General features: G+C 65.7%; 36 protein-coding genes and 2 tRNA genes. 24 read left to right on the top strand and 14 right to left on the bottom strand.

Annotation, left to right across the window (positions count from 1 at the left end; all coding sequences use genetic code 11):
* Window positions 1–132: 132 nt before the first annotated feature.
* The 9 genes from LRA89_RS06670 to LRA89_RS06630 form a co-directional block, all read right to left on the bottom strand.
* On the bottom strand, window positions 133–690 hold the full coding sequence (locus tag LRA89_RS06670; RefSeq protein WP_230769763.1) for a DUF6362 family protein: 558 nt from the start codon (window positions 688–690) through the stop codon (window positions 133–135).
* A 250-nt stretch (window positions 691–940) separates the two neighbouring features.
* A complete protein-coding gene (locus LRA89_RS06665) occupies window positions 941–2,437 on the bottom strand; it encodes a DNA primase family protein (RefSeq protein ID WP_230769519.1) in 1,497 nt (498 codons plus the stop codon).
* A gap of 20 nt (window positions 2,438–2,457) precedes the next feature.
* Entirely contained in the window at window positions 2,458–3,186 is a 729-nt protein-coding gene (locus LRA89_RS20545) for a DUF2312 domain-containing protein (protein WP_329958507.1), read from the bottom strand.
* The gene (locus LRA89_RS06655) at window positions 3,183–4,313 is read right to left on the bottom strand and encodes a DUF7146 domain-containing protein (protein WP_230769518.1); all 1,131 of its coding nucleotides are present in this window, start codon (window positions 4,311–4,313) and stop codon (window positions 3,183–3,185) included. Before LRA89_RS06655 ends, LRA89_RS20545 begins: the two co-directional genes overlap by 4 nt.
* Window positions 4,314–4,365: 52 nt before the next feature.
* Window positions 4,366–5,028, bottom strand: a complete 663-nt coding sequence (locus tag LRA89_RS06650; RefSeq protein WP_230769517.1) for a hypothetical protein — start codon at window positions 5,026–5,028, stop codon at window positions 4,366–4,368.
* A 182-nt stretch (window positions 5,029–5,210) separates the two neighbouring features.
* Window positions 5,211–5,762, bottom strand: a complete 552-nt coding sequence (locus LRA89_RS06645; RefSeq protein ID WP_230769516.1) for a hypothetical protein — start codon at window positions 5,760–5,762, stop codon at window positions 5,211–5,213.
* Window positions 5,759–6,043: a hypothetical protein gene (locus tag LRA89_RS06640; RefSeq protein ID WP_230769515.1), complete on the bottom strand. Its 285-nt coding sequence runs from the start codon at window positions 6,041–6,043 to the stop codon at window positions 5,759–5,761. Before LRA89_RS06640 ends, LRA89_RS06645 begins: the two co-directional genes overlap by 4 nt.
* A complete protein-coding gene (locus LRA89_RS06635; protein WP_230769514.1) occupies window positions 6,043–6,522 on the bottom strand; it encodes a phage regulatory CII family protein in 480 nt (159 codons plus the stop codon). The genes LRA89_RS06640 and LRA89_RS06635 overlap by 1 nt, the downstream gene beginning before the upstream one ends.
* The gene (locus tag LRA89_RS06630; protein ID WP_230769513.1) at window positions 6,519–6,812 is read right to left on the bottom strand and encodes a hypothetical protein; all 294 of its coding nucleotides are present in this window, start codon (window positions 6,810–6,812) and stop codon (window positions 6,519–6,521) included. Before LRA89_RS06630 ends, LRA89_RS06635 begins: the two co-directional genes overlap by 4 nt.
* A 20-nt stretch (window positions 6,813–6,832) precedes the next feature.
* Between LRA89_RS06630 and LRA89_RS06625 the strand changes: the two genes are divergently transcribed.
* A complete protein-coding gene (locus LRA89_RS06625) occupies window positions 6,833–7,078 on the top strand; it encodes a hypothetical protein (protein ID WP_230769512.1) in 246 nt (81 codons plus the stop codon).
* 4 nt (window positions 7,079–7,082) lie between these two features.
* On the opposite strand, the gene LRA89_RS06620 is transcribed toward LRA89_RS06625, so the two are convergent.
* A complete protein-coding gene (locus LRA89_RS06620) occupies window positions 7,083–7,478 on the bottom strand; it encodes a hypothetical protein (protein ID WP_230769511.1) in 396 nt (131 codons plus the stop codon).
* Between the two features lie 200 nt (window positions 7,479–7,678).
* Between LRA89_RS06620 and LRA89_RS06615 the strand changes: the two genes are divergently transcribed.
* The 8 genes from LRA89_RS06615 to LRA89_RS06580 all read left to right on the top strand — a co-directional run bounded on the left by LRA89_RS06615 (window position 7,679) and on the right by LRA89_RS06580 (window position 11,843).
* Complete coding sequence (locus LRA89_RS06615) at window positions 7,679–8,491, top strand: S24 family peptidase (protein WP_230769510.1); 813 nt, start codon at window positions 7,679–7,681, stop codon at window positions 8,489–8,491.
* A 121-nt stretch (window positions 8,492–8,612) separates the two neighbouring features.
* Window positions 8,613–8,891 (top strand): hypothetical protein, encoded by a 279-nt coding sequence (locus LRA89_RS06610; protein WP_230769509.1) that lies wholly within the window; start codon window positions 8,613–8,615, stop codon window positions 8,889–8,891.
* Window positions 8,888–9,028 (top strand): hypothetical protein, encoded by a 141-nt coding sequence (locus tag LRA89_RS06605; protein ID WP_230769508.1) that lies wholly within the window; start codon window positions 8,888–8,890, stop codon window positions 9,026–9,028. Before LRA89_RS06610 ends, LRA89_RS06605 begins: the two co-directional genes overlap by 4 nt.
* A complete protein-coding gene (locus LRA89_RS06600; RefSeq protein WP_230769507.1) occupies window positions 9,025–9,171 on the top strand; it encodes a hypothetical protein in 147 nt (48 codons plus the stop codon). The genes LRA89_RS06605 and LRA89_RS06600 overlap by 4 nt, the downstream gene beginning before the upstream one ends.
* On the top strand, window positions 9,168–9,716 hold the full coding sequence (locus LRA89_RS06595; RefSeq protein WP_230769506.1) for a hypothetical protein: 549 nt from the start codon (window positions 9,168–9,170) through the stop codon (window positions 9,714–9,716). Before LRA89_RS06600 ends, LRA89_RS06595 begins: the two co-directional genes overlap by 4 nt.
* On the top strand, window positions 9,713–10,387 hold the full coding sequence (locus tag LRA89_RS06590) for a hypothetical protein (RefSeq protein ID WP_230769505.1): 675 nt from the start codon (window positions 9,713–9,715) through the stop codon (window positions 10,385–10,387). The genes LRA89_RS06595 and LRA89_RS06590 overlap by 4 nt, the downstream gene beginning before the upstream one ends.
* Window positions 10,384–11,343: a hypothetical protein gene (locus LRA89_RS06585; RefSeq protein WP_230769504.1), complete on the top strand. Its 960-nt coding sequence runs from the start codon at window positions 10,384–10,386 to the stop codon at window positions 11,341–11,343. The genes LRA89_RS06590 and LRA89_RS06585 overlap by 4 nt, the downstream gene beginning before the upstream one ends.
* Window positions 11,340–11,843, top strand: a complete 504-nt coding sequence (locus LRA89_RS06580) for a phage N-6-adenine-methyltransferase (protein ID WP_230769503.1) — start codon at window positions 11,340–11,342, stop codon at window positions 11,841–11,843. Before LRA89_RS06585 ends, LRA89_RS06580 begins: the two co-directional genes overlap by 4 nt.
* 53 nt (window positions 11,844–11,896) lie before the next feature.
* On the opposite strand, the gene LRA89_RS06575 is transcribed toward LRA89_RS06580, so the two are convergent.
* A complete protein-coding gene (locus LRA89_RS06575; RefSeq protein WP_230769502.1) occupies window positions 11,897–12,130 on the bottom strand; it encodes a hypothetical protein in 234 nt (77 codons plus the stop codon).
* Window positions 12,131–12,333: 203 nt separating this feature from the next.
* Between LRA89_RS06575 and LRA89_RS06570 the strand changes: the two genes are divergently transcribed.
* From LRA89_RS06570 to LRA89_RS06550, 5 genes are read left to right on the top strand one after another with little or no spacing between them, the layout of a single operon-like run.
* Window positions 12,334–12,546, top strand: coding sequence for a hypothetical protein (locus LRA89_RS06570; RefSeq protein WP_230769501.1), 213 nt, complete (start codon window positions 12,334–12,336; stop codon window positions 12,544–12,546).
* A gap of 12 nt (window positions 12,547–12,558) precedes the next feature.
* Window positions 12,559–13,440, top strand: coding sequence for a phosphoadenosine phosphosulfate reductase domain-containing protein (locus LRA89_RS06565; RefSeq protein ID WP_230769500.1), 882 nt, complete (start codon window positions 12,559–12,561; stop codon window positions 13,438–13,440).
* Window positions 13,437–13,907: a hypothetical protein gene (locus tag LRA89_RS06560; protein WP_230769499.1), complete on the top strand. Its 471-nt coding sequence runs from the start codon at window positions 13,437–13,439 to the stop codon at window positions 13,905–13,907. The genes LRA89_RS06565 and LRA89_RS06560 overlap by 4 nt, the downstream gene beginning before the upstream one ends.
* On the top strand, window positions 13,904–14,167 hold the full coding sequence (locus LRA89_RS06555; RefSeq protein ID WP_230769498.1) for a hypothetical protein: 264 nt from the start codon (window positions 13,904–13,906) through the stop codon (window positions 14,165–14,167). The genes LRA89_RS06560 and LRA89_RS06555 overlap by 4 nt, the downstream gene beginning before the upstream one ends.
* 2 nt (window positions 14,168–14,169) lie before the next feature.
* A complete protein-coding gene (locus LRA89_RS06550; RefSeq protein ID WP_230769497.1) occupies window positions 14,170–15,249 on the top strand; it encodes a site-specific integrase in 1,080 nt (359 codons plus the stop codon).
* A 49-nt stretch (window positions 15,250–15,298) separates the two neighbouring features.
* Here the strand turns inward: LRA89_RS06550 and LRA89_RS06545 are convergent.
* The 3 genes from LRA89_RS06545 to LRA89_RS06535 form a co-directional block, all read right to left on the bottom strand.
* Window positions 15,299–15,375 (bottom strand) — tRNA-Pro (locus LRA89_RS06545).
* A gap of 48 nt (window positions 15,376–15,423) precedes the next feature.
* Window positions 15,424–15,499: transfer RNA gene (locus LRA89_RS06540), tRNA-Ile, on the bottom strand.
* Between the two features lie 52 nt (window positions 15,500–15,551).
* The gene (locus tag LRA89_RS06535; protein ID WP_230769496.1) at window positions 15,552–16,538 is read right to left on the bottom strand and encodes a quinone-dependent dihydroorotate dehydrogenase; all 987 of its coding nucleotides are present in this window, start codon (window positions 16,536–16,538) and stop codon (window positions 15,552–15,554) included.
* A 431-nt stretch (window positions 16,539–16,969) separates the two neighbouring features.
* Here LRA89_RS06535 and LRA89_RS06530 point away from each other — a divergent pair, with 431 nt between their 5' ends.
* From LRA89_RS06530 to LRA89_RS06485, 10 genes are all read left to right on the top strand, one after another.
* The gene (locus LRA89_RS06530; protein ID WP_055759403.1) at window positions 16,970–17,398 is read left to right on the top strand and encodes an RrF2 family transcriptional regulator; all 429 of its coding nucleotides are present in this window, start codon (window positions 16,970–16,972) and stop codon (window positions 17,396–17,398) included.
* Complete coding sequence (gene sufB, locus LRA89_RS06525) at window positions 17,398–18,870, top strand: Fe-S cluster assembly protein SufB (protein ID WP_055759407.1); 1,473 nt, start codon at window positions 17,398–17,400, stop codon at window positions 18,868–18,870. The genes LRA89_RS06530 and sufB overlap by 1 nt, the downstream gene beginning before the upstream one ends.
* A complete protein-coding gene (locus LRA89_RS06520) occupies window positions 18,867–19,169 on the top strand; it encodes a hypothetical protein (RefSeq protein ID WP_230769495.1) in 303 nt (100 codons plus the stop codon). Before sufB ends, LRA89_RS06520 begins: the two co-directional genes overlap by 4 nt.
* The gene (locus tag LRA89_RS06515; RefSeq protein WP_230769494.1) at window positions 19,166–19,462 is read left to right on the top strand and encodes a hypothetical protein; all 297 of its coding nucleotides are present in this window, start codon (window positions 19,166–19,168) and stop codon (window positions 19,460–19,462) included. Before LRA89_RS06520 ends, LRA89_RS06515 begins: the two co-directional genes overlap by 4 nt.
* A 41-nt stretch (window positions 19,463–19,503) precedes the next feature.
* Window positions 19,504–20,247, top strand: coding sequence for a Fe-S cluster assembly ATPase SufC (gene sufC / locus LRA89_RS06510; protein ID WP_230769493.1), 744 nt, complete (start codon window positions 19,504–19,506; stop codon window positions 20,245–20,247).
* Window positions 20,244–21,323, top strand: a complete 1,080-nt coding sequence (locus LRA89_RS06505) for a SufB/SufD family protein (RefSeq protein WP_230769492.1) — start codon at window positions 20,244–20,246, stop codon at window positions 21,321–21,323. The genes sufC and LRA89_RS06505 overlap by 4 nt, the downstream gene beginning before the upstream one ends.
* A gap of 118 nt (window positions 21,324–21,441) precedes the next feature.
* Entirely contained in the window at window positions 21,442–22,647 is a 1,206-nt protein-coding gene (locus LRA89_RS06500) for a cysteine desulfurase (RefSeq protein WP_230769491.1), read from the top strand.
* The gene (locus LRA89_RS06495; protein WP_230769490.1) at window positions 22,644–23,099 is read left to right on the top strand and encodes an SUF system Fe-S cluster assembly protein; all 456 of its coding nucleotides are present in this window, start codon (window positions 22,644–22,646) and stop codon (window positions 23,097–23,099) included. Before LRA89_RS06500 ends, LRA89_RS06495 begins: the two co-directional genes overlap by 4 nt.
* Complete coding sequence (locus LRA89_RS06490; protein ID WP_230769489.1) at window positions 23,099–23,446, top strand: HesB/IscA family protein; 348 nt, start codon at window positions 23,099–23,101, stop codon at window positions 23,444–23,446. The genes LRA89_RS06495 and LRA89_RS06490 overlap by 1 nt, the downstream gene beginning before the upstream one ends.
* 17 nt (window positions 23,447–23,463) lie before the next feature.
* Window positions 23,464–25,506, top strand: a complete 2,043-nt coding sequence (locus LRA89_RS06485; RefSeq protein ID WP_443024946.1) for a TonB-dependent receptor — start codon at window positions 23,464–23,466, stop codon at window positions 25,504–25,506.
* Window positions 25,507–25,726 lie beyond the last annotated feature (220 nt).

Raw genomic sequence — 25,726 nt, 5'->3', positions numbered from 1 at the left:
ACGCACGATGCCCCGCCGTGCAGAGCCGGGCGGGGCATCGTGAAGGTTCGGGGAGAGTGCTACCGAAGCGTACCCGAAGGCCCGTCCCAGTGTGACCGGAAATAGCCCGAAACAGGGGGCAATGCGAACAGCCTATATCTCTTGCGCCGTCGATATACCCCCTTGACCGTGTCCCCGCCGCAGAAACCCTTGGTTTGCGTAGCGGCAGACCTTCCCCATAGCGCGCTCGTACCGCATGCGCAGGCCGTCCGCGCCATGCGCGACGCCCAGCGGACGGCGAAGCTTCATCCACGGCACCTGCTGCGCACCCCGCGCCAGACACCCGATGGCCATCGCCACCAAGCGCCGGTCCTCATCGGCGATGACCGACAGCCACCCGAACGCCTCTTCCATCGCCGCCACATCAGCCCGCGTCGCGGCGATAGTGCGCAGTGGAACGTCCGAACTGGCAAGGTCGCCGCCGCGCGCATCGTAGTCGCCCGCCGCCGCCTCGCGCACGATCTCCGGCCATCCCGACCGAACACGCAGCCATGCCGCCTCGCGGTCGGGCAGGCCCACCGCCGTGCGGACCGCATCGATCAGACGCTGTTCGACTTCGTCAAAGGCCAGCAGCCCCGCGTTCATGCCATCAAAGGAAGTGCTATCTTTCATATATTTTCTCTTAGAATTAAATGATGAACAGACGAACACATAACGCAATGTCGCGCATGCCTGCGCACGCCTATGGGGAAGTCTTGAACATTAGTGTGTCGACTGTTCAGGGTGTTCGTCATCGACGGTTTTCTGCGGGTTACAGCGATGAACAGTTGACGAACAGACGAACACTTGCGCCCGGATAATTCCGCCACTTTTGGCCTTGACTTTTCGGCCCGATTTTGCCGCCTCGCCGCCGCCCCCGGAAAGCCTGAACACTTGGGGTCAACTGTTCGTCAACCGTTCGTCATGGCACGATATCGTCATCGTCGAACGTGATACCGGCGGCATTGACGTCACGAATACGCGCCCCGCGCCGCTGCTTCTTACCCGTCCGCGATCGAGGGCCAAGCATAATCTGCCGATCGCCCAGCGCCGTACCGAATTTCGTCTGGCTTAACGTCTCGCGCTCGCCGACGCTTTCGCCCTCGCACCATTCCTTGTAATCGGCGTACAGGTCGCTCGCGAGCGTCAGCGCCAGCGGATCGCTAGTATCGACGCGCGCGGCCATCCATTCGGCGAAAGGGTTTGCCGAACGGCGATACTCCTCGATCGCCTCGGATACCGCTTTGGGCGGTTCCAACCCCTCGCGCAGATACCCGTGGATGCCGTCGAGCAGCCAGTTGAGGATACCGGGCCGACCGGCGGCCAGCAGCTTCGTATCCATGCCCTTCACCCGTGCCGTGCCCTTGAACTGCCGAGGGAACAGCACGATGACGATGCGCCGCCAGATACCGTCATCATCGCCCGATATTCGCGGTCGGGCATTCACTTCCATGATGACCTTGCCGCGTGGCTCGAACTCGCCTTCGTCACCGTAATTCGCGCGATAGGTGACGGGCGAACCGCCGGTGAACTGTTTGACCCGTTCCTCGGCCAGCGCCTGTCCGCGTTTCGGCTCCTGTAGCGAGATCAGCCGGGTATCGCCGACGAACCGCACCAGTTCGGGCGTGGCTGCACCCGCGCCCGTGTTCGCCTCGGTCAGGAACGTCTTGACGTTGCCGACGACCGCATAGTCGCCCAGCACCGTGCGCAAGACGTTTATCATCGTCGACTTGCCGTCGCCGCCCTTGCCCTGAAGCAGAATGAATATCTGCTCGTCCGTCTTGCCGGTGGCGATATACCCCATCAGCTTTTGCGTGAACCAGCGGACTTCCGGGTCCGGCAGCACTTCCTTCATGAAGTCGATCCACGCGGTATTCACCGCGCCGGGCTCCCAATTGGTCGAACAAACCCGCGTCAGCAGGTCGACGGGATCATGGTCCGAATCCGTCAATGACCAACCGTCCGGCCCCTCCTCGAACCGCAGTGTCCGGTTTGCGCAGTTGATCGCCAGCGGATCGCGATCGAACTCGTCCCGGTGCCGGTTCAGTTCGGGCAGCGCGGCGGCCTGATCCATCATCGCCTTGGTTTTCGGCGCGTTACCCGAAGTCACGGCATGCTTGCGCAGCGACGTGATCCGTTCTTCTAGCATTTCAGCGGTCAGCCACGACGGCAGCGTCCGCGATTCTGTCAGCAGCGCCAGCGCCTCGATTTCGTCCCGCATGCCGCGCGCGACCTCCATCGCCTTCAACTGGGCAAGCCGGCCGCCATCCTCGGCCGACCATCGCGACTGGTCATAAGCAACCCATTCCAAGCCACGGACATGCACCAGCAGACCGCCGGCCCGCGCAACGAACCGATCGGCATTGCCGCTGTCGTTTAATTCCTTCCATGCGAGCGCCGCCGGATCGACGATCGTCATAGGAACCACACCATCGATACTCACTTCACGATACCTCCCCCTTCATTCGCGCGCTGGGCGCGGATGGCGGCAAGCGCGTCGCTCACCGCCTTTTTGCGTTTGTTGTTTTTGACTTGTGCTGGGTCAGGCCCGGCGAACCGCTGGAACAGCGCCTGATCGCGCTCGGTCGTCATGCCGCTCTGGGCCTGCTGACCCTCGACGGTGCCGCGATAGAGGTGGAACGTCGCTTCGCCCGCCCGCATCGCGTCCTCGCCATGCTTGGCGACTTTCTCGAACCATCGGACTGTGACGGACACCTGTTTCGCCTCGAACCCGTCCCCCTTGGCGGACGCGAGCCGGTCACGTTCCTGCGCCCGAAGCGCGCGGATTTCCTCGCGCAGATCGAGGATCGCGGTGACGTGACCCACCAGGGCGATGGCTTGGTCGCTATCTTCCAGCGCCACGACCTCGGCCGTCAGCAATTCGAGCGCGATCGACGCGGCGTCGGGCCGGGTCTGGACGATCGACGGTTGCGGCTCGCCCGGCCCGCAATCGAGCGCGGCCTCATAGGTCGCAAGATGCTCGTCGGCCTCGAACCGCTGGTGCGGCTCCATGCGCCGCCGCGCGATCAACCGCCGGATTGTCGCGGCGTCATACCCTTCGCCCTTCGCCTCGCTGAACACGTCGCGAATATCACCGCCGATCGCGCGGCGTTCCTCTATCAGCCGTTCGATCCGCTCGACGAACAGCCGCAGTCGTTGCGCACTCATGCTGCACCTCGCACCAAATCGTTGAAGTCCATGCCGAGGGGCGGACGCACCGCCTCGACTTGGCGAGCGCCAGCGCGCCGCCATTGCTGCGTCGCCAAGTCCGCGCACAGCTTGGCGCGTTCCTGCCGATTGATGGTCCGTATTTCGGGCCGCTTGCCTCGCCCCAGCTGCACCTTCCTGTCGCGGAGCGGCTTCATGTCGGCATCGACCAGCACGATCACGTCACCCGGATCGGACAGGGTGAAGCACCGCCGTTCAGGATCGATCCGGGAATTCCACAACGGCAGCACGCCGTTCGGGGTCAGCGGAAAGCCTTGCAAATTATCGAGGCTAAGCGCCGCAGCTGCGCGACACGGCCGGCCCCAGTGCTGGACGAATGCCCATACCGTCTCGATACCTTCGCCCGTCACCAACGGCAGCGACCGATCGCCGGCCGGCGACCCCGCCAGCCATACCGCATGCGTCGTCAGCGGCCCCCACATCTTGCGATCAGGCGACAGGTCCGCCTTGTCCGATCCATCGCGCCGCAGATAGGTAGCATGTACGCCCCGGATCGCGCCGCTGGTGTCGGCCATACCCGCGATCATGGCCGGCGCACGCACCCGCGCGTCACCGGGCGTGGCACCGACCCGCCATGGGATATGTGGCGCGCGAGGATGGAAGCGTAGCGCGTCGATGCCGCCGGGCAGTCCGTCGACGGGCAAGCCGCGTGAGGCGAGATAGGCTTCGACGATCGTGCCGCGCGCCGGCACCGCCGTCTGCCACAGCCACCTACCGACCACGGACGATCCGACCAGATCGGACGACTGGACGCGCTGCGGTCCCTCCACCGCCGCCGCCGGTGCCGCCAGATCGCGGCCAGTATCAAGGATGCGGATTGCTTCGGCGAAGTCGCAGCCCTCGACGTGCATCACCCAATCGAACACGGACCCACGTTCGCCGCACCCGTAGCAGCGATAGGTCCGCCGGTTGTCGTCGACGTGGAACGAGGGCGAGCCTTCCTTGTGGAACGGACAGAGCCCTTTTGCGCCCGACGTGGTACGGCGAAGTTTGACGGTTTTCCCGATCAACGGGACGAGCGGATAGCGTCGCCGAATCTCGGCGAGATCGGCTAGTTGCTGCACCATGACGGGGCATCCTATGCGTGGAGGTAATGAGGGCTGGGCAGACGCAACGCGATCACGGCGGTGCGTCGAACAGGCCGGCTGTGCGCGCTGGTTCCAGCACGTCGTACTGCGTGCCCAGCCCTTTGCAGGATCGATCCCAGACGACCCACACCACGTCCATCGTCGGCGCACCGCGATCGAGGAAATCCGGCCGCCAGTTCAGCGCGTAGATCCGCGCCGGCCGCATCTGTCGGAATAGCCGGGTCCGCTCTCTCGCGTGCCAATAGGTGGCCTTGAGCAGCAGCGCGCACCATTCGACGCGAAGATCGATCAGCAGGTGCCGGATCATCGCTTCGCCCAAGGCGAAAGGTGGATTCGTCACCACCACGCTCGACAGCGCGCGGCGCACCATCAGTAAATCGGCCTGCTGTACGCCGTGCCCCGGATCGGCCACCAGATCGGTCGCGACGACCTCAAAACCAGCGTCGCGCAATACCGCGCAGATCGCGCCGCCTCGGCCGCACGGCTCCCAGATCGGCCCGCCGTCGGCCGCCGCACGCATCGAATGGATTTCGCGCGCGATCAGCGCTCGCGTCACGGCCGGCGGCGTCGGATAATAGTCATTGCCGACCCGGTCGGTCGTCGACAGCCGCGACTTGCCTCCGGCGATGGCCGCACCGAGGCCGACCGGCGAACCGGCGGCGATCGGCTGTTCGGGAAACAGACCGCCGCTCACGCTCGCCACCGCCCGTCACGACACGGCGCACACCGCCCGTCGATCAGCCGCGGCGAATGCTCGAAGCACCGGTCGCACTCGCCGGGCGCACCAGACGGCACCGGGACGAGCGCAGCCCGAAGGCTCCGGCTGTCGTGTTCCTCGACCAGATTGGTCGCATCGTCTGCCCGGTCTGTCATATGCTACGCCCGAACGAGGGCTTCCCCCGTCGCTACGAGGGTGATGACCCGGCCGCCGTCATGCCCCGTTCGATCAACGTCGACCGTCAGGAAGCCAGCATCGCGCAATTCGCAGATGGCAGCGGATACGCGCTTGGCCGGCACGCCACCAAGCGCCGCGCCGATCTGCGCGTTGGTCGGGCAGGGCATGCGTGCCGCGATTGCCCTTTCAAGCAGATCAAGCACGTCGACCGCGACGGCGGCCAGCTTCTCGATCGCCTTCGCCTCAATCACCACTGGCTGCGCGGTCCGCGTGGCCATGTAGTCGAACAGGTCGCGGTCCTCGGAATTGCGGACCAGGTTGATTTGCAGCGTGCCGCAGCGCGATAGCACTCGCGCACGTTCTGCCAAGGCACGGGGCAACCGCTGGGCACGGGCATAAATGCACCGCCGCCCGGTTCCCGACGCAATGGCCCAACTCGACAAGGCATTGGGTGAACATGCGAACGCGCCGCGCATACCGATATGCGGTTCCAGCACGTCGAGCGGACGATGCGAGGCGAGCGCGGCCGTCATGCCGCCCGCCGCGAAAGATGCACCATCGGATCGCCCCAACCGCCCATGGCTGGCAATGACCAGTGCCTGACGAACACGAAATCGGTGGCGCGGCTGATCGCATACCGCTCGGCAGCGCTGGGAACCAACTCGCCTTCGATCATTCGCGCGATCTTACTGGGATCGCAGCCGATACGGCCCATCGCTGCTTTCGAGCGCCACGGGGGAGACGCAATGAGCCATGCAGCCAGACGCCGCGCGCCCTCGCTCGGCACGCGGGCCGGTAGAAACAATTTACCCATCAACCCTCTCCCACGATAAGCGCCACTTCGGCGCGCATCCGCATCGCGACGGCGGCAAGCTGCTCGGCCTCGCGCATGATCCTGCGCCCCTCGGCACCGGTCAGAATGCCGTCGGCCAGCCCCGTGCAGATCGCCGAGGTCAACTCGCTCGATTCGCGCGACTGTTCCGACAGCAGTTGCAGCAGGTCCGCGCCGCTGGCGGACACGTCCGGCACCGCGACGAACACGCCGCCGGCCTCGCTGGCGAGGTGCGCGGTGACGATCGCTTCGCCGGCCGCCGTTTCCAGACATCGGACCACATCGACCGGCGCGAAATAGTCGGCATCGGCGGGCGACTGCGACGTGTACCGGCCGAGCGCGGTCTTGCTGACACGGCAGAAATTCGCCGCCGCCTCCAACCCGCCGACGCGCGCCACCAGTTCGCTAGTCCGCTCTTTCAGCATGCGGCCTTTCACCGCGCGCGACGCGAGCGCCGTCATGCGTCACCGCCGCCGCAACAGGCGTCCGTGGTGGAAACATTGTCCGCATTTCCCGCTGCGCAATCGACAGGCGCGGCATAGGATTCCGACCCATGATCGTACCCAATCCAAACCGGACCCTCGGGCGGCAGAGCGCCGAGGTACGCATCGGGCCAGTTGCGCGCGAAGCCCGCCGCCCAATCCGCGCGTGCACGCCGTTGTCTTTGGCAGTCGCGCCACACACGGCGGACTTCGAAAAACACCGCCGGCAGACCAACAACGGCAAGCCCAGTCAGCACCGCCGCGATCATGCTGCCCGGCCTTTCGGGGAGTGGCACGCCACCCCCCGTCCGGCTACGGTGATGATCTCGAACAGCACCGGAGACAGGGATTGCAGAAACATTTGTCGGCGGACGCCATTGCCATCGTCGCCTCGAACCTCACCGCCGCGTTGTGCGCGACCGGCGTCGTCAAGGTCGATGACGCGGATCGTGCGCACACCATCCTGTCGATCTACTGGGAATTCTGCGCCGAGCTTGAAGCAGATATTGATCGCGACCGGATCGCGAGAGGCTGACGCATCACGCATCGTTCTGCCCATCCAGATAGGCGATCACGCGAGCGGCGGCGGCTTCGAGTTCGTCCGGGAACAGTGCCGGAGCGTGGGCCTGGACGAACTCAAGGGCGCTAATGGCCGCAGTGGCACCGGCAGGATTTTCCTGCGCCCATGCGAAGAACGACGCGGCGAGCTCGATTGCCTCCGGCCCTTCGTGATCGACCATGTCGTCTACGCAATGGCATTTCCAACCGATAGTCAGACAGCGGCGTCGCTGATCGCGGCGCTCAAGCGCTTCGGCTCGCAAGGTCCCGATGCGCCGCAGTACATCGAGCGGCACGTCTCGCCGATCTATACGACCATCACCATAGTGTTCGCCGAATTCCGCCGCGATCAAATCGCGCATGATCTGGTCCGTCATGCTGCTACCCCACAGCTTTCGGCCCGCTCGATCACGCCTCGCAGACGGGAGAGTGATCCGAAATTTGCATTCACCGGCCGCTGGTTACGCTCGGTCAGCTTCCATCGACTGAAGGTCGTGGGGTGGAGGTCCGCTTGCGCACAGGCGTCACGCATTGTGAGGCCTACCGCTTTTGCGCGGGCCTCTAGATCGGCGATGAATTGCTGCTGGTCCATACCATGCTAGGTATTAGCATTAATGCTATCCCGCAAGAGCATAAGTGCACAATGCAGTCGTTTAGCATTGATGCTAATAATTTCAGCATGCAGGACTTCCAAAGCGATACCGATTTGGTTCGCGCCCTCGTAGCGTGGTCAGGCAAAGCCGCGTCCGCGATCGCCCGAGAGATCGGCGTTGCGTCGACCACGTTGACGCGACCAGCCAAAGGTACAGCCACCACACTCATGGGCCGTCGAACGATGGGGCTACTGCGCGAGGCTTTCCCCGATTATCCCGGATGGAACACCACTCCGGCCGCTCAAATCCTTACTAACGCCCAGATTGCGCCGTTTGAAGGTGAGCCTATAGAACGCGCTAGAGACGATTTGCCTGTTTGGGGAACAGCTTTGGGGACAGAAAGAATGTTCGACGGTGACGCAGTCGAACAGACGACCCTTAATACTGGCGAACAGATAGAGTTTCTCAAGCGCCCCGCAATTTTAAACGGAAAAGCATTCGCATACGCGCTACACGTTCAAGGGTCATCTATGCACCCTGCATTGCCAGATGGTGAGGTAGTTGTTGCGTGTAAGGACATGCCGCTATCGGTGGGCGACAACGTCGTGGTTTATTTACGTGATGGGGACGACGATGACGGGATGCGAACGCGGGCCGTACTGGTGAAGGAACTGGTGCGCCGTTCAGCGAGCTATATCGAATTGCGCCAGTATGATCCGCGTATGGATTTCAGAGTGCCAATGTCGGAGGTGATTCGGATCGACCGCGTCCTTACACGGCGTGAGATGATTTCGTAGGCAAGGCGGCCGCTTAAGCCGATCCAGCCTGCATTTGCATTTGTGCATATACTGGCTTGCACCTATTAGCATTAATGCTATCTAGCCTTCGTTGCCGCATGTCGCGGCGATGGAGGCCGTTATGCAAACCCCTTTCATCACCGACTGGCGCGCGAAGGCACTGACGCCCGCCGATGCCGGCGTCACCGCGCCCGCAATCTCGATCCAGTATCACGATCACCTCGGCCGCCCGGCCGGGACCTCGATCATCCTCGCCACCGATTTGGCCGAGCAGGCCCGCGCGCTGCTCGCCATGGCCGAGGCCGCGACGCTCCACGCCCACGGTGCCGACGGCGTCGCCAAGCCGCCGCGCCATCACTTCCCCATCATGCGCGACGTGCGCGTGGCAGACGCGGCATGATCGCGCTCGCCCAGTCGGCGACTTTCGCCGTCGCCGCCGTCGCCGCGATCGGCACGATCGCCGCGACCGTCATGCCCCAGCGCGCCCGGATCGTCGCGATCCTGCGCGCCGGTTCGGCCGGGGGTATCACGGCATGACCGCGCGACGCATCGACTGGCGCGCCTTCGCGCCCCGCCGCCCGCGTCGCCCCAGCCTGTGGCGCATCCTCTGGGCATGCACCGGCATGCTGCTGCTCGCCGCCTGCACGGCGGCCGTCTCGATCCTGCGAGGTCCACAATGACCGACAACGCCGCCGCGCCAGTCGTAGCGCTGATCGAATGGGCACGCGGCCAGCAGGCGCTTCCCGACGGCACCGCAGGCGGTGCAGGATGGGGGCATATCGACGAGAAGCACCGCTTTAAACTGCGCGATCTTATCAAGCAGATCGACGAGAAAAGAGACTTCGCTTCCACGCCCCCAGGGAGCGCGGAGGAAGTCGCCCGAGCGATGTTCGAGGCCGATCCTGACATTGGCATGACGTGGGCGGCATTCGTCGCCCTAGCTGATCGTGAGCCGGATTATCAGCCGCTTATTGACGGGCAGCGCCGTGCAGCTCGTGCCGCTGTTCATGCCCTCCGCCACACGGCCCCAGCGGTAGAGAAGCGAGCCAGCACCGGCCCGTTTATCGTCTGGTCGCCCGACGGCGCGGCAGCGCCGACCGTTCAGCACAAGTCGCACGGCAGCGCACATCGCGCCGCGCACCTTTTGGCAAAGCAGCATCCCGGCCGGACGTTCATCGTCATGGAGAAAAGCGGGAAGCGTATTTGTGTGGAGCCTTCCGCATGACGACGACCGACACCGCCGCGCCCGCGTTCGAGCGCGAAGAGCGCTACATCGTCATCAAGATCGCGCACCTAACTGACGCACACGATCGGTTCCTACGCGAATGGCTTTACCTGACCGGCGTGCAGTCGATCGAGTCCGTCGTCATCGAAAGCGACTGGCCTGAATACGAGCCGGTGTGGCGGATGCTGGCCGACCGGCTGACCGGGCAGACCACCATCATCCCGGTACGCAATACCCCGTCGCCCTACGCCGCCGGCAATTGCTGGAAAGAACCGGAGGGGGATTGCTGGACAAGCGAGGTGCAGCTTGTCGGCGGCGATTACGTCGTGGCGACCGTTCACGGCGAAACCGAAACGCAAGCCATTGAACGTCGCGATGCCGTACTCGCGATCCTCGACGGCTTCCCACGGCTTGCTGATCATTTTCCTGACCCCAGGAAGATGATGGACGTTGCCGCGACCAGTGCGGTTGTCGACCAGATCGCGGCGCGGATGGCGAAGTCTGACGGCCTCGACTGGGCCGAAACTTGCGCATTCGAGGAAGACCTCGACAATTGCGCTAGCGGAACCTGCATCGCAGCCCATGATGAGGATCACGACCCGGAAGCGTGCCGCGATCACTATCGCAAGTACGCTCGCGTCGCCCTCGGCATGCGGAGGGCTGGCGCATGACCCCCACGCCCGTCGCGCCGGTGACGGTGGAGCAACTGACCGAACGTGCGAAGACTATTCCCTGGTTCACGGGCGAAGCAAGCCGATGGGCGCAGGATGCCCTTGCCGCCCTCGCCAGCGACGATCCGCGCATGGTGACGATGACCGTGGCGGCATGGGATGCGATGGTCGCCGAGCGGGACAATGCCCTTGCCGCCCTCGCCTCCGCGCCTGCCGAGCCGGACATGTTCCAGTGCCGGGTGCAACCGTGGTTGATGGCGTGCTTCGGTGAGATGATCGCTGACGATCGGGAAGAGCGCAATCACCGGTTCTTGGAGGAAGCGCTTGAACTGGTGCAGGCGTGCGGCTGCACGGCCAGCGAGGCGCACCAGCTTGTCGAATACGTCTATGGGCGTGGCATCGGCGAGCCGGCGCAGGAGGTCGGCGGCGTCATGGTCACGCTTGCCGCGCTGTGCCTCGCCAATGGCCTCGATATGCACGCGAACGGCGAAACCGAACTGGTGCGCATCTGGACAAAGGTCGAGGCGATCCGCGCCAAGCAGGCCGCCAAGCCGAAGCATTCGCCGCTGCCCCAGCATGTCGCCTCCGCGCCTGCCGGGGATGGGGAGCATCTGACCTATGGCCGCATGGGAAGCGGCGGACGCTGTGACTGGCGGCATCTGCGCGAGGCGGTGTCTGAAGCAGTCCGTGGCGTTCGCGAAGTGGAGCCAGACGAGCGCAGCGACATCTACACCGGCCATCGCACGGTGCCGCAGATCAACTTCAACTCACTCGACCGGATCGTCACCGCCTTCGTGGACGCCGCCCTCGCCCGCCCGCGCGCAGCGGTGGGGGAGCGGGAAGCGCAACGCGAGGCAATCAAGCGGGCAATGAACCCGCATGGCTACCTTGGCGAACAATGCGTCGAGGACATTCTTGCCGCCCTGCAATCCCCGCCCGCGAAGGTGGAGCGGTGAGCGCGCCGGGCAAGCTGGCGACCGACCCGCTGAACTGCTGGCGGACGCCCCGATCCATACTGGACCGGCTCGGGCATTTCGATCTCGACCCATGCGCCAGCGACGACGCCCCGACACGATGCGCCGCGCGGGGCATCACCGCACAGGAGGATGGCCTGTCGGCACCGTGGACCGGCCGGGTGTGGTGCAATCCGCCCTACGGCCGCCACATGCGCGAATGGCTGGAAAGGTGCGCAGCGCACGGCGATGCCATCGCGCTGGTTCCGCCCACGTCGATCGGCGCGGCATGGCTGCACCGCATCCTCGCCGGCACTACGATCATCTTCGTGCAGGGCCGGATCGCTTTCATCGACCCGGCGACCGGAGACGCGGTCAATGGCAATACCGCATGGTCGATTCTGATCGCATGGGGCGAGCGCAACCGCGCGGCTCTGCGGGAATGCGGCGTTGCCGGGATCGTCGCCGAATTGCCCTCCGCGAAGGTGGAGGCGCTGGCATGATCCGGCATCTGATCCCCCGCGTCGAAGGCGGGGCGGGTCCGCTGATGCGCGCGCTACACCTGTATCCGCAGCCGAATGCCATTCAGGCAGCGCGTCATATTGGCCTGTCGGTTGATAGGATCGGCGTACCCACACGCCTCCCAGTAATCGATCAGCCATTGCCGAGGGGCGTGCGGCCGCAGGACGCGCAGGGCAAGGCGCGTCGCAGTCGTCTGCTGCGGCGCGTCCTTCGCAAGCCGCCAGTTTTCGTCCAGCAACTGCAACGCCAGTTCGACCGTCGGCGGCATGGTGTGATCGTATGACCTGCCGACCGACTATCGCAAGGTCCTTGGTCCAAGGACCGTCGGAAACGGCCGCCTACGCGGCGGCCCCCATTTCCGGCACCGCCGACACACGCCCGGAGTGCCCGGAATGCCGTGCGCGCTTTGTGCGCCGGCATCCGGGGCAGCTTTTCTGCACCACGTCGCACCGTGACGCATGGAATAGCCGGATGTTCATTCGCGGCAAGGTCCTGACCCCGCTTGCCATCGTCGCCCGCGTCACCCGCAACGGGACGCGCGGCGACAAGGCAACCGGCGCACGCGCTGCCAGCGAAGCCGCCACCCTCATCCAGCAATGGCGCGACGATGATGCCGCCGCCGGCCGAATGAGCCACCCCGAATATCTTGCCCGGCGCTACCGCACCGGGTTCGATCCGCTTTGAAGGTCGCTCGACATGGCTGATCTTTTTTTCAACGATCCATGGGTCGCCGTTCAGAATGAACGCATTGCGGCACAACAGGCGACCGCCATCGCTGCCGCCATCACCAGTTCGGTCGCGATCTTTCGGGATGCAGTCGATCGCTTCGCCCCGACGCATATCGTGTCCATGGTGTCCGGCGGTTACGACAGCGCCGCATCCGATCAAATCGCTCGGGAGATCGGTGCGAAGATCGATTTCGTCATGCACGGCAACACCCGCTGCGGCATCCGCGAAACGACGGATTTTGTGCGAGCGTGCTACGGCCAACTGGGCGACTACGTCGAAGCCGATGCCGGGACAGCCTACGAAGATTACGTGTTGCGCAAGGGTTTTTTCGGAAAAGGAAACGCCGCGCACCGTTTTTCGTACAGACTTCTCAAAGCAACCCCGTTCCGCAAAGCCATCTCTTCGCATATCCGACAGGGGAGGCGCGGCATTCGCGTACTGTTCCTCAACGGCGCGCGGAAAGATGAGAGCGATAACCGCCAGCAGCATTTGCAGGTTACTCGTCGGGACCCCGCCGCACCCGGCAATATCTGGGTAAATCTGATTCATCATTGGTCGCAGGAAACGCGCGACGCCTATCTGCGAAGCCGGGGCACGGCGATCAATCCTGTCGCAACGCAGCTCTGCCGATCCGGTGAGTGCATGTGCGGTACGATGCAGACGCCGCAGGAGCGTATGGAAGCGGCAAGCCTGTACCCGAAATGGGGTCACTGGCTGGACGGACTGGAACGGGAGGCACGGCGGCTTCACGGCTTTGGCTGGGGTGAAGGCTTCCCCAAGCCCGTGGATAGTCGTCAGATCGACCTGTTCCAGCCCATGTGCAGCGATTGCGTCAGGCGGCCGGCATGACCCGGCCGGCACTCGCGCACGACTGGCAGGCGCTCGCCACTGCCGCCCGCCAGATGCTCGCCCAGCGGATTGAGCGCGACCCGCCCTACGTCGAGGCCGGCAAGATGACCGCCGAGATTGCGGCTGATCGTCTGCGCATTGCGCAGGCGTTGGTCGCGCAGTGGGACAGCATCGTCGCGCATGAACCGCCCTACGATCCGCAGGACGCTTGGATCGCTACCGGCGGTCGCGAGGGAGCGTACCCACACGAATTGCGCGAGGATCTTCGCGCCGCCGCCAAGCGCGCCCGGACGCTGGCAGACAAGCACGGTGAAGATGCCGGCGCTGCCGCCTTCGCCGACGCGGTCGAGGCGCTGGCGTGGCACGAACGGCCGCGCGATCACATCAGCCACGTCCGCGACGCCGCGCATATCAACTACGCCTTCCGCCAATCGGCGGCAGGACCGGCGGTCAAGGCCGCCGCATGACCGCTCTGTCCGTCTTGCAGGGATTGCCGGATTGGCCCGCTCGCATGAAAGCGCCGGTCGCCGCCGCATACATGGGCGTCAGTCAGACGACCTTCCTAGAGCGCTTCGGCGCAGTAGGCGTGAAGGATGGGGGCAATACCTTCTGGGCGCGCGCGCAACTGGACCGCATCATCGCCAACCAGTTCGGCTTGTCATCGCAATCCGTTGCCGCAGTCGACGATGACCCATACCTTGCATGGAAAGCACAACAGGGGAATTGAGCATGGCCGCCGGCCTGCACATCGTCACCAAGCGCCGGCCGGGAAAACCTGTGCTGCATTACGTCTATGCGTGGCGTGGCGGTCCGCTGATCCAACGCAAGGAAGGCGGGACAAAGCCCGCCATTACGGCCACACTGACCGATGCCGCCGCCGCCGCGCGCCCGGCATCCGCCGCGCCGTCCGATACGATCGACGGCTTGATTACCCGGTACACCGAATCCGCCGCCTGGAAGAAACTGGCGGGGTCGACGCGGGTAAACTACGCCACATGGCACGCCCGCCTGTCGGTCAAATTTGGCAAAGCCCCACTTAAGGTTTTTGCCGATCGCCGCATCCGCGCGGACGTTCTGGACTGGCGCGACCAGTGGGCGGAACAGCCGCGTAGCGCCGATGCGGCGATCACCGCGTTCTCCGCGCTGCTAAGCTGGGCCGTCGATCGAGGGTTGCTGCCGTTCAATGTCCTTTTCGACACCGAACGGCTGTACGATCAGGATCGCTCCGATATCATCTGGGAAGCCGATCACTTCGCGGCCTTCGCCAAGGAAGCGTCCGTCGAGGTGCAGGAAGCGGTCGACCTCGCGGCCGCGACCGGTCTGCGACGCGGCGACCTTGTGCGCCTGCCATGGTCGGCGATCGGCGAACACGCGATCGTGTGGCATACGGGCAAGAGCCGAGGCAGGACGCTGGTGACGGTCCCGATCCTGCCCGAGACGAAGGCGATCTTCGCGCGCATCAAGGCACGGCATGCGGCCGAAATGGACGCCAAGCGGAAGGACAAGCGCAAGCCGCTGCCGGACACCGTACTATCGAACAGCTACTGGCGGCCGTGGACGCCGATGGGCCTCGGCTCGCGCTTTCGCGACGCTAGGGACGCGGCGGGCCTGTCGGTGCATCTGCACGACCTGCGCGGTACATTCGCGACCCGCTGCATGATCGCGGGGCTGACCGATCAGGAGGTCGCCGATATCCTTGGCTGGTCGACGAAAGACGTGTCGAAAATCCGCGCGAAATACGTCAGCCAGCACCGCGTTGTGGTCGAGATCGGGAAGCGCATTTCGGCGGCGAAATCGGCGGCGGTGTAAACCGCCTGTAAACCGCACCTGCGAGCCATCGGCTAAGTGATTGTTTTTATGGTCGGGGAGACAGGATTCGAACCTGCGACATCCTGCTCCCAAAGCAGGCGCGCTACCAGACTGCGCCACTCCCCGACGCCCGAGTATCGTGCCCTAGTCGCAAAGACGGCGGGGCACAAGCGCTGGTGGGCCCGGCAGGACTCGAACCCGCAACCTAGCCGTTATGAGCGGCCAGCTCTAACCATTGAGCTACAGGCCCCCAGCGTGGCCGTCCGATAGCCTTGGCACGGGCGAACAGGCAAGCGTCTTTGCTACAGCCCCGCCACGATCCGCCGGGCAAGCCCCGGCCCTTCGTATACCAGCGCGCTGTAGAGCTGGACGAGGCTCGCCCCCGCGTCGAGCCGCGCGCGCGCTTCGGCGGCCGACCCGATCCCCCCCGCCGAGATGACCGGGATGGCGCCGCCGGTAATGGCGATCGCCTCGGCCAGCTTGGCGCGCGCCAGCGGGGCCAGTGGCGCGCCGGAAAGGCCACCGGTTTCCCCCGCCTTGGCCGATCGCAGCGTCGGCGGACGCGAGATGGTGGTGTTCGACACGATCAGCGCATCGATCCCGCCGTCGATCGCGGCCCGCGCGGCGACTTCCAGCCCGGCGCGGTCGAGATCGGGCGCGATCTTCAGGAACAGCGGCACGCGCTTGCCCCCCACATGCCGCGCGGCGTCGCTGGCGGCGATCAGCTCGCCCAGCTCGGGCTGCGATTGCAGGTCGCGCAGCCCCGGGGTGTTGGGGCTGGAAATGTTGATCGTGACGTAATCGGCGAGCGGCGCGGCCTTCGCCACGGCGGTGGCATAGTCGGCGATCCGGTCGACCGAATCCTTGTTCGCGCCAACGTTGATGCCGATCACGCCGGGGCGGGGGGTGAGCGCCGCGACCCGCGCCAGCGCCGCGTCGATCCCGCCGTTGTTGAAGCCCAGCCGGTTCACGACGCCGCGATCCTCGGGCAGGCGGAAGATGCGGGGCTTGGGATTGCCCGGCTGCGGCTTGGGGGTCAGCGTGCCGACCTCGACGAAACCGAAGCCGAGGCCGAGGAACCCGCGGATCGCCCGCGCATCCTTGTCGACGCCCGCCGCGAGGCCGACCGGATTGGGGAAGCGAATGCCCGCGACCGTCACTGCATGACGCTCGTCGCCGGGGGGGCTAAGCGGCGTACCGGCCTTCCCCCACGCCTCCAGCATGGCAATGGTCAGCGCATGCGCGCGTTCGGCGTCGAGGGTGAAGAGGAGGGGGTGATACCATGCCATGCGCGGTGCTCTATCGTCCGGCGGGGCCGGAAGGAAGATTCGGTTTCGTGGGATGGGGTGAAGAAGATTTGGTTCGCGCAGAGGCGCGGAGGCGCAGAGAGGGAAGAAGAAGGCTGGTTTGCACGCGAAGGCGCGAAGACACGAAGGGGTTACAATCATGGCATCGTCTCGCGTCAGCGAGACCTTCCTGCCGGGGATTGCCGGAAGGTTGAAGGCCGCTGGCACGGCAGAGCCCCTCTACGAGCGAAACCCCTCTGCGCCTCCGCGCCTCCGCGCGAACCAAATTCTTCTTCGCGTCTCCGCGCCTTCGCGTGAACCAAACCTTCTTCCCGAACGACAATCGATCACAGCCATCGACACAAACGCGGTTGACCTCGCGCCCTGCCACGACCACATGCCAATCCGACCGGAATGATCCGATTAAGGAAGCGATGCGTCTCTCCAGCCTTGCCGACTATGCCGTCGTCCTGCTCGCCGCCACCGCGCGGCGCGGCGGGGATGCGCGTGCGACGGCGACCGTGCTGGCGGAGGAAACCGGCCTGCCGCTGCCGACCGTGCAGAAGCTGGTCAGCCGCCTGTCCGCCGCCGGGCTGATCGAGACGGGCCGCGGCACCGGCGGCGGTTTCCGCCTCGCGCGCGCGCCGGCTACGATCGACTTGGCGCAGATCATCGAGGCGATCGAGGGGCCGATCGCGCTCACCACCTGCGTCGATGCCGCGCGTCACGATTGCGCGGTGGAGACGAACTGCATGATCCGCCCCCATGCCGGCACGGTCAACGCCGTGGTCCGGGGGGCGCTTGCGGGCGTGACGCTCGCCCAACTCGCGAACACCGGGGCGATGCCCCAAGAGGTAGTGTGATGGCCACGAAGAATGCCGAGGCGCTCGCCGCCGCGAACAAGAAGTACGAGTGGGGTTTCTCCTCGGACATCGAACAGGACTTCGCGCCCAAGGGCCTAAGCGAAGACACCGTCCGCTACATCAGCGCCAAGAAGAACGAGCCCGAATGGATGCTCGACTGGCGGCTGAAGGCGTATCGCCTGTGGCTGACGATGGAAGCGCCCGACTGGTCGAAGCTGAACATCGATCCGATCGACTATCAGGACGCCTATTATTACGCCGAGCCCAAGGCGAAGCCCAAGCTCGGTTCGCTCGACGAGGTCGATCCCGAGATTTTGCGCGTCTATGAAAAGCTCGGCATCCCGATCGAGGAGCAGAAGGTGCTCGCCGGGGTCGAGGGCGCGGTGCCGCAGCGCCGTGTCGCGGTCGACGCGGTGTTCGACAGCGTGTCGGTGGCGACGACCTTCCGCAAGGAACTCGAAGCCGCTGGCGTCATCTTCCGCTCGATCAGTGAAGCGATCCGCGAATATCCTGACCTCGTCCGCAAGTGGCTGGGCAAGGTCGTGCCGCAGCGTGACAATTTCTTCGCGACGCTGAACAGCGCGGTCTTTTCGGACGGGACCTTCGTCTACATCCCGGAGGGCGTGCGCTGCCCGATGGAACTGTCGACCTATTTCCGCATCAATGCCGAAAATACTGGCCAGTTCGAACGCACGCTGATCGTCGCGGACAAGGGCAGCTATGTCAGCTACCTCGAAGGCTGCACCGCGCCGATGCGCGACGAGAACCAGTTGCATGCGGCGGTGGTCGAGCTGGTCGCGCTGGACGATGCCGAGATCAAGTACAGCACCGTCCAGAACTGGTATCCCGGCGATGAGAACGGCAAGGGCGGCATCTATAACTTCGTGACCAAGCGCGCCTTGTGTCAGGGGAAGAACAGCAAGGTGTCGTGGACGCAGGTCGAAACTGGATCGGCGATCACGTGGAAATATCCGTCGTGCGTGCTGGCCGGAGAGAACAGCGTCGGCGAATTCTATTCGGTCGCCGTCACCAACAACATGCAGCAGGCCGATACCGGCACCAAGATGATCCATCTCGGCAAGGGATCGCGCTCGACGATCGTGTCGAAGGGCATTTCGGCGGGGCGCAGCGACAACACCTATCGCGGGCTGGTGCGCGTCGCACCGTCGGCGGAAGGTGTACGCAACTTCACCCAGTGCGACAGCCTGTTGCTCGGCGACCAGTGCGGCGCGCATACCGTGCCCTATATCGAGGTGCGCAACCCCTCGGCGCAGATCGAGCATGAGGCGACGACCAGCAAGATTTCCGAGGACCAGATGTTCTACGCGCGGCAGCGCGGGCTCGACCAGGAGGCGGCAGTCGCGCTGATCGTCAATGGCTTCGCCCGCGAAGTGCTGCAGCAACTGCCGATGGAATTCGCGGTCGAGGCGCAGAAGTTGCTCGGCATCAGCCTCGAAGGGTCGGTGGGGTGATTGCGCTGGCGCTGGTCATGGCGGTGCAGACCCCCGCGCCGCCGCTGGAGGACGACATCGTCGTCATCGGGCGGCGGATGCGGACGATGAAATTCGAGTATAAGATCAAGCGCTGGCAGATGAAGAGATGCCGCGTGACCAAGAGCAGCGGCGATCCACTGCTGGATCAGGCAGTCTGCACGGTGATCGGCAAATGCGCCGCCGATCATCGTGCGAAGGCGGACGAGATGGTCGCGTGCCTTGACGAGCGTCGCCCGGAAATACAGGCGCAACTCGCCCGGTTGAAGGCGGCGACGTGATCGCGCTGGTCCTCGCGCTGCAAGCGGTCGCGCCGACCGCGCCCTATGCCGAGTGCCTGTCGGCGCGGATCAACGCGGACGCTCGCATGGAGAAGCCGCCCGCCGAAGCCACTGCGCGCGTCGCGATCTTCGACGATGCGGCAAAGGCTTGCGCGCCGGTACGGACCAAAGTGGCAAAGGCACATGGCCCGATGCTCGACAAGATCGATGCGTCGATGAAAGCGGTGCTGGTCAATCCGCAGGCGGCGGAAGCGGAGTTCGGAACCGAGCCGGTTGCCGGCGAGACTCCCTAAGCGACGAAATTGGCGGCGATGCCGCACGAACAGGATGGAACATGCTGAAGATCGATAATCTCCACGCCGAAATCGACGGCAAGGAAATCCTCAAGGGCCTCTCGCTGAGCGTCAACGCGGGCGAGGTCCATGCGATCATGGGGCCGAACGGTGCCGGCAAGTCGACGCTCGGCTATGTGCTCGGCGGTCGTCCCGGCTATGACGTGACGCAAGGCAGCGTGACGTTCGGCGGCGAGGACCTGCTGGAGATGGAGGCCGATGCCCGCGCCGCCGCCGGCCTGTTTCTCGGCTTCCAGTATCCGGTCGAGATTCCCGGCGTGTCGAACGTCCAGTTCCTGCGCGAGAGCCTGAACAGCCAGCGTCGCGCCCGCGACGAGAAGCCGTTATCGGGGGCCGAGTTCCTGAAAATTGCCCGCGCGCAGGCCGATGGTCTGGGCATGGACATGGACATGATGAAGCGTCCGGTGAACGTCGGCTTTTCGGGTGGCGAGAAGAAGCGCAACGAGATGGTGCAGATGGGCATCCTCGACCCCCGCCTCGCGATCCTCGACGAAACCGATAGCGGCCTCGACATCGATGCGCTGCGGATCGTCGGCGACGGCATCAACCGCATCATGCGCCGCCCGGACAAGGGCGTGATCCTCATCACCCATTATCAGCGGCTGCTCGATTACGTGCAGCCTGATTTCGTCCATGTATTGGCCGACGGCCGTATCGTGCGTTCGGGGGATAAGGAACTGGCGCACGAACTGGAGCGCGAAGGCTATGGCGCGGTAGCGGCATGATGGCGACGCTCCCGACCAATGCGCAGGAGGCATGGCGCTGGGCCGACCTGACCGCGCTGACCACCGCCGCCGCCAGCGAGCGGGGGCAGGGGATCGCGGCCGATGGCTATTGGCTCGACGTGCCCGGCCCGCGCATCGTGTTCGTCGATGGCGTCTATGCGCCTGACCGGAGCACGCCCGGCCATGTCGCATGCACGCCCCTGACGCTCGATACCGCGCATCCGCTGGGGGTGCAGGCAAGCGGCGCGGCGGGCTGGTCGATCGACCTGTCGGCGCGCGAGATCGTCGATCCGGTGCAGATCGTCCATATCGCGACCGGGGCCGAGAACCATCTTCCCGCCCGGCTGACGCTGGACGAGGATGCCGTCGCGCAGGTGATCGAAACCTATGTCGGCACCGGATGGACCAACCGGCTGACGCAGATCGATCTCGAACGCGGCGCGCGACTGATGCGCAGCGTGCGGCTGCTCCAGAGCGGCGGGTTCGTGTCGATCCGGGACGAAGCAGTGGTGGGCGAGGCGGCGAGCCTCGTCAGCCATTTCCTCGGTGCCGGTGGCATGGGCAGCCGGATCGATGCGGTGCTGACGCTGGACGGCGATGCCGCCTTCGTCGATTATGGCGGCGCGTTGCTCACCCGCGACCAGCAGCGACAGGAATGCGCGGTCGCCGTGCGCCATGCCGCGCTCAATGGATCGAGCCGCCAGACATGGCGCGCGGTCGCCGCCGATCGCAGCCAGGCGAGCCTCGCCGCCCGCGTCGAGGTGGCGCGTGGCGCGCAGAAGACCGACGGCGAACAGTCGCTGCGTGGGCTGCTGCTGCAACGCACCGCGACCGTGAACCTGAAACCCGAACTCGAAATCTTTGCCGATGACGTGAAGTGCGCGCATGGCGCGACGGTCGGCGAACTCGATGCCAAGGCGCTGTTCTATCTTCGCAGCCGCGGCGTCAGCGAGCCACGCGCCAAGGCGCTGTTGACCACCGCGTTCGTCGCCGATGCGATCGAGCGGATCGGCAACGAGGTGGTGCGCGAGGCGTTCGCGGCGGATGCCGATGCGTGGCTGGAGGCGGCGCTTTGAGGGGCCTTGTCCGTCATTCCCGCGAAGGCGGGAATCCATTGCCGCAATGGTCGGTGATGGAGTTGCTATGGCAGCGTCTATGGATTCCCGCCTTCGCGGGAATGACGGAAGGGTATTGATGGCCGGCACCACCCCCCTCGACCGCGTCGCGGACTTCCCCGCCATCCCCGCCGGCTGGGCGTATCTCGACACCGCCGCGACTGCGCAGAAGCCGCAGACGGTGATCGATGCGATCACGCGCGGCTATGATACCACCTATGCCACGGTGCATCGCGGCGTGTACCAGCGCTCGGCCGACATGACGCTGGCGTACGAAGCCGCCCGGCGGCGGGTCGCCGAATTCATCGGCGCCGCCGCGCCCGAGGAATGCGTGTTCGTGCGCGGCGCGACCGAGGGGATCAACCTCGTCGCGCAGGGCTGGGCGGCGCGGCATCTGAAAGCCGGCGACCGGATCCTGCTGTCGATGCTGGAGCACCACAGCAACATCGTGCCGTGGCAACTGGTCGCCGAGCAGATTGGCGCGGCGATCGACGTCGTGCCGCTGACCGACGATGGCCGGATCGATCTCGACGCGATGGCGGCGATGATCCGGCCCGAGCACAAGCTGGTCGCGCTGGCGCATGTCTCGAACGTGCTGGGATCGGTGCTCGACGGTCGGCGGGCGGCAGCGATCGCCCATTCGGTCGGCGCGAAGCTGTTGCTCGACGGGTGTCAGGCGGTGCCGCGCATCGCCGTCGACGTCGCCGCGCTCGACTGCGATTTCTACGTGTTCTCCGGTCACAAGCTGTACGGCCCGACCGGGATCGGCGTGTTGTGGGGGCGTGCCGAGCTGCTCGACGCAATGCTCCCGGTGCAGGGCGGCGGCGCGATGATCGACCGCGTGACCTTTGCCCGCACCACCTATGCCCCGCCGCCGGCGCGGTTCGAGGCGGGGACGCCACATATTGTCGGCGCACTCGGGCTGCATGCCGCGATCGATTATGTCGAGGCTATCGGACTGGACGCGATCCACGCCCACGAAACCGCGCTGGTGCGGGCGACCCGTGACGCGCTGGGGCAGCGCAACGCCATCCGTCTGCTCGGTCCCGACGATTCTGCCGGAATCGTCAGTTTCGTGGTGGAGGGGGTGCATCCGCACGACGTCGGCACCATCTTGGACGAGGAACGGGTGGCGATCCGCGCCGGCCATCATTGCGCGCAGCCGCTGATGGAGCAGTTGGAGGTTCCCGCCACCGCCCGCGCCAGCTTTGGCGTGTATAACGGCATGGCCGATGTCGAGGCGCTGGTCCGCGGACTGGACAGGGTAAGCAGGATTTTCGGATGAACGACGAACGCAGCTTCAAGGTCGAGGAAGTCGATGCCGTCACCCCGCCGCCGCGCGCGCGGGTGGAGGACGCCGAGCCGCGTCGCCGCGACTATCTCGGCGATTTTCTGGCGCAGAAGCCCGAACCGGTCGGGGGCGGCGAGCCGGGCGGCGACGTGTACGAGGCGGTCGTCGCCTCGCTCAAGGAAATCTACGACCCCGAAATCCCGGTCAACATCTATGACCTCGGGCTGATCTACGGCGTCGACGTGGGCGACAACGGCCATGTCACGGTGACGATGACGCTGACGACGCCGAATTGCCCGGTGGCGGAATCGATGCCGGCCGAGGTCGAGTTGCGCGTCGGCGCGGTGCCGGGCGTTGCGACCGCCGACGTCAATCTCGTCTGGGATCCGCCATGGGACCCGCAGAAGATGTCGGACGACGCCAAGCTCGAACTGGGAATGTTGTGATGGCCACCCGCGTCCGCCCCGCCGCGATCCTGCTGACCCCCAATGCCGAGCGCCGCGTCGCCGACCTGATGGCGAAGGCGCCGTCGGACGCGATCGGCGTCAAGCTGTCGACGCCGCGTCGCGGTTGTTCGGGACTCGCCTATTCGGTCGATTACGTCACCGCCGCCAGTCCGATGGACGAGCGGATCGAAACGTCCGGCGGCAGCTTCTTCGTCGATGGTGGATCGATCCTGTATCTGATCGGTTCGACGATGGACTGGGTCGAGGACGATTTCACCGCCGGGTTCGTCTTCACCAATCCCAATGCCAAAGGTGCGTGCGGGTGCGGCGAAAGCTTCACGGTCTGACCGTTCACCTGCGGGGGATGGGCGTGAAGCGATTGTTGGGACTCTTGGCGCTGTGGCCGATGGCGGCGGCGGCGCAGACTAGCGATCCGGCCGAGATCGTCGTGACCGGTCGCGGCCTGGCCGACGCGCCGGGTGATGCCGCCTATGACATTGTCACGCTCGATCGCGACCGGATTCTTGATTCCGCCAGCGGCCGGCTGGAGGATGTGCTGCGTGACGTCGCCGGCTTGCAGCAGTTCCGCCGATCGGATTCCCGCACCGCCAATCCGACGTCGCAGGGAATTACCTTGCGCGGCCTCGGCGGCAATGCGTCGAGCCGCGCGTTGCTGCTGCTCGACGGCGTGCCGCAGGCCGATCCGTTCGGCGGCTGGGTCGCGTTTCCCGCCTATGCGACCGACCGGCTGGGACGGGTGCGGATCACGCGCGGCGGCGGCAGCGGCGTCGCCGGACCGGGGGCGCTGGCCGGCACGATCGAACTCGACAGCGCGGGGCCGGACGATCTGTCACCGCTGACGGCGATACTGGCCGGCGGCAGTCGTGCGTCGATCGATACGCGGGCAGGCGCGGCGCTGGTTCGCGGCAGTGGCTTCGCGACGCTTTCGGCCGCCTATGCGCGTGGTGACGGCTTCGTGCCGGTCGTCGCGGAGGATCGCGGTCTTGCCGATCGGCCGGCACCGTTCGAACAGGCCAGCGCCGCCGCCCGCGCGGTGATCGAGATCGCGCCCGCGACCGAGTTTCAGGCCAATATCTCCGGCTTCACCGATCGGCGCGACCGTGGCCTCGACTTCACCGACAACCGAAGCGAGGGCGCGGACGCCAGCGTGCGGCTGGTCGGCCGTGGTCGCACCCCATGGTCGGCGCTCGCCTATCTTCAGACCCGTGCCTTCGCCAGCCGCTTCGCCAGTGTCGGTGCCGGCCGGGCGACCACCGCGCCGACGCTCGACCAGTATAACGTCCCCGCCATCGGCCGGGGCGGGCGGGTCGAAGTGGCACCGACGTTCGGTCCGGTCACGGCGCGGATCGGCGGCGACCTGCGTGTCGTCGAGGGCGAGACGCAGGAACTCTACACCTATGTCGCGGGCAGCCCGACGCGGCGGCGGGTCGCGGGGGGCCGCAATACCACGGCAGGTGCGTTCGCCGATATCAGCGTCGTGCTGGGACGGATGACGCTCAGCGCCGGCGGCAGGATCGATCGCTGGCGGATCGCCGATGGCCATCTCGTCGAACGGCCGCTTGCCGGTGGCACGCTGACCGATCAGCGCTTCGCCGATCGCAGCGGATGGCAGCCGACGGGTCGTACGGGGGTCGCGTGGCTTGCCGACGACGCGGTGACGGTACGCGCGGCGGGCTATCGCGGGTGGCGGCTGCCGACGCTCAACGAACTCTATCGCCCGTTCCGTGTCGGCGCGGATGCGACGGCGGCCAATGCCGCGCTCGCGCCGGAGACGATGTGGAGCGGGGAGATCGGCGTCGATCTGCGCCCGGCCGATCGGGTGCGGATCGCCGCGACGGCATTCGCCAACGACCTGCGCGACGGCATCGCCAACGTCAGCGTCGCCAACGGCCCCGGCACCTTTCCCGGCGTCGGCTTCGTCTCGGCGGCGGGGGTGTATCGGCGGCGGGCGAACCTCGACCATGTGCGGGTGCGCGGCGTCGAACTCGATGGCGAGGCACGCTTCGGCGCGTTCGAGGCAAGACTGTCCTATGCGTATAGCGACGCGGTCGTCCGCGACGCCGGTTTGCTCGACGGGATGCGCCCGGCGCAGACTCCGGCGCATAGCGCGACGGCCAGTTTCGGCTGGCGGCGGAGTGACTGGGCGCTGGTCGCGACCGGCCGCTATGTCGGATCGCAATTCGAGGATGACGCCAATTCGCGGCGGTTGAACAGTGCGACAACGCTCGATCTGGTCGCGCGCGCACCGCTGACCAGACGGGTCCGGCTGGAAGCGCGTGCGGAGAATGTCACCGATACCCGGATCGAGGCGGCGATCGGCGGCGACGGCGTGGTCGAACGGGCCAGCCCACGCACCTTCTGGCTCGCGCTGCGCTTCGAAGGATAGGCGGAACCTGTTGGACGCTGACGGGTCCGGGCCCTTCGACCGATCGTCAGCGAGCGGGAACGGAAGCTGAAACCTGAGCGACGTCGGCGATAACTAGAGCAGATTCCGTTCAGTACGCATCGTATCCGGCAGCGGCGAAGTAGTTGGCGCACTCAGCGGGCGTGTAGGTGTCGATGGCGGCGCCGATGGCGCGGGACAGGTCGTCGACGGTGCGCGCAGC

It is taken from the genome of Sphingomonas sp. Leaf4, assembly GCF_920939515.1.
Taxonomy (GTDB): Bacteria; Pseudomonadota; Alphaproteobacteria; order Sphingomonadales; family Sphingomonadaceae; genus Sphingomonas.
This window is presented reverse-complemented; position numbering and strand designations above follow the sequence as displayed.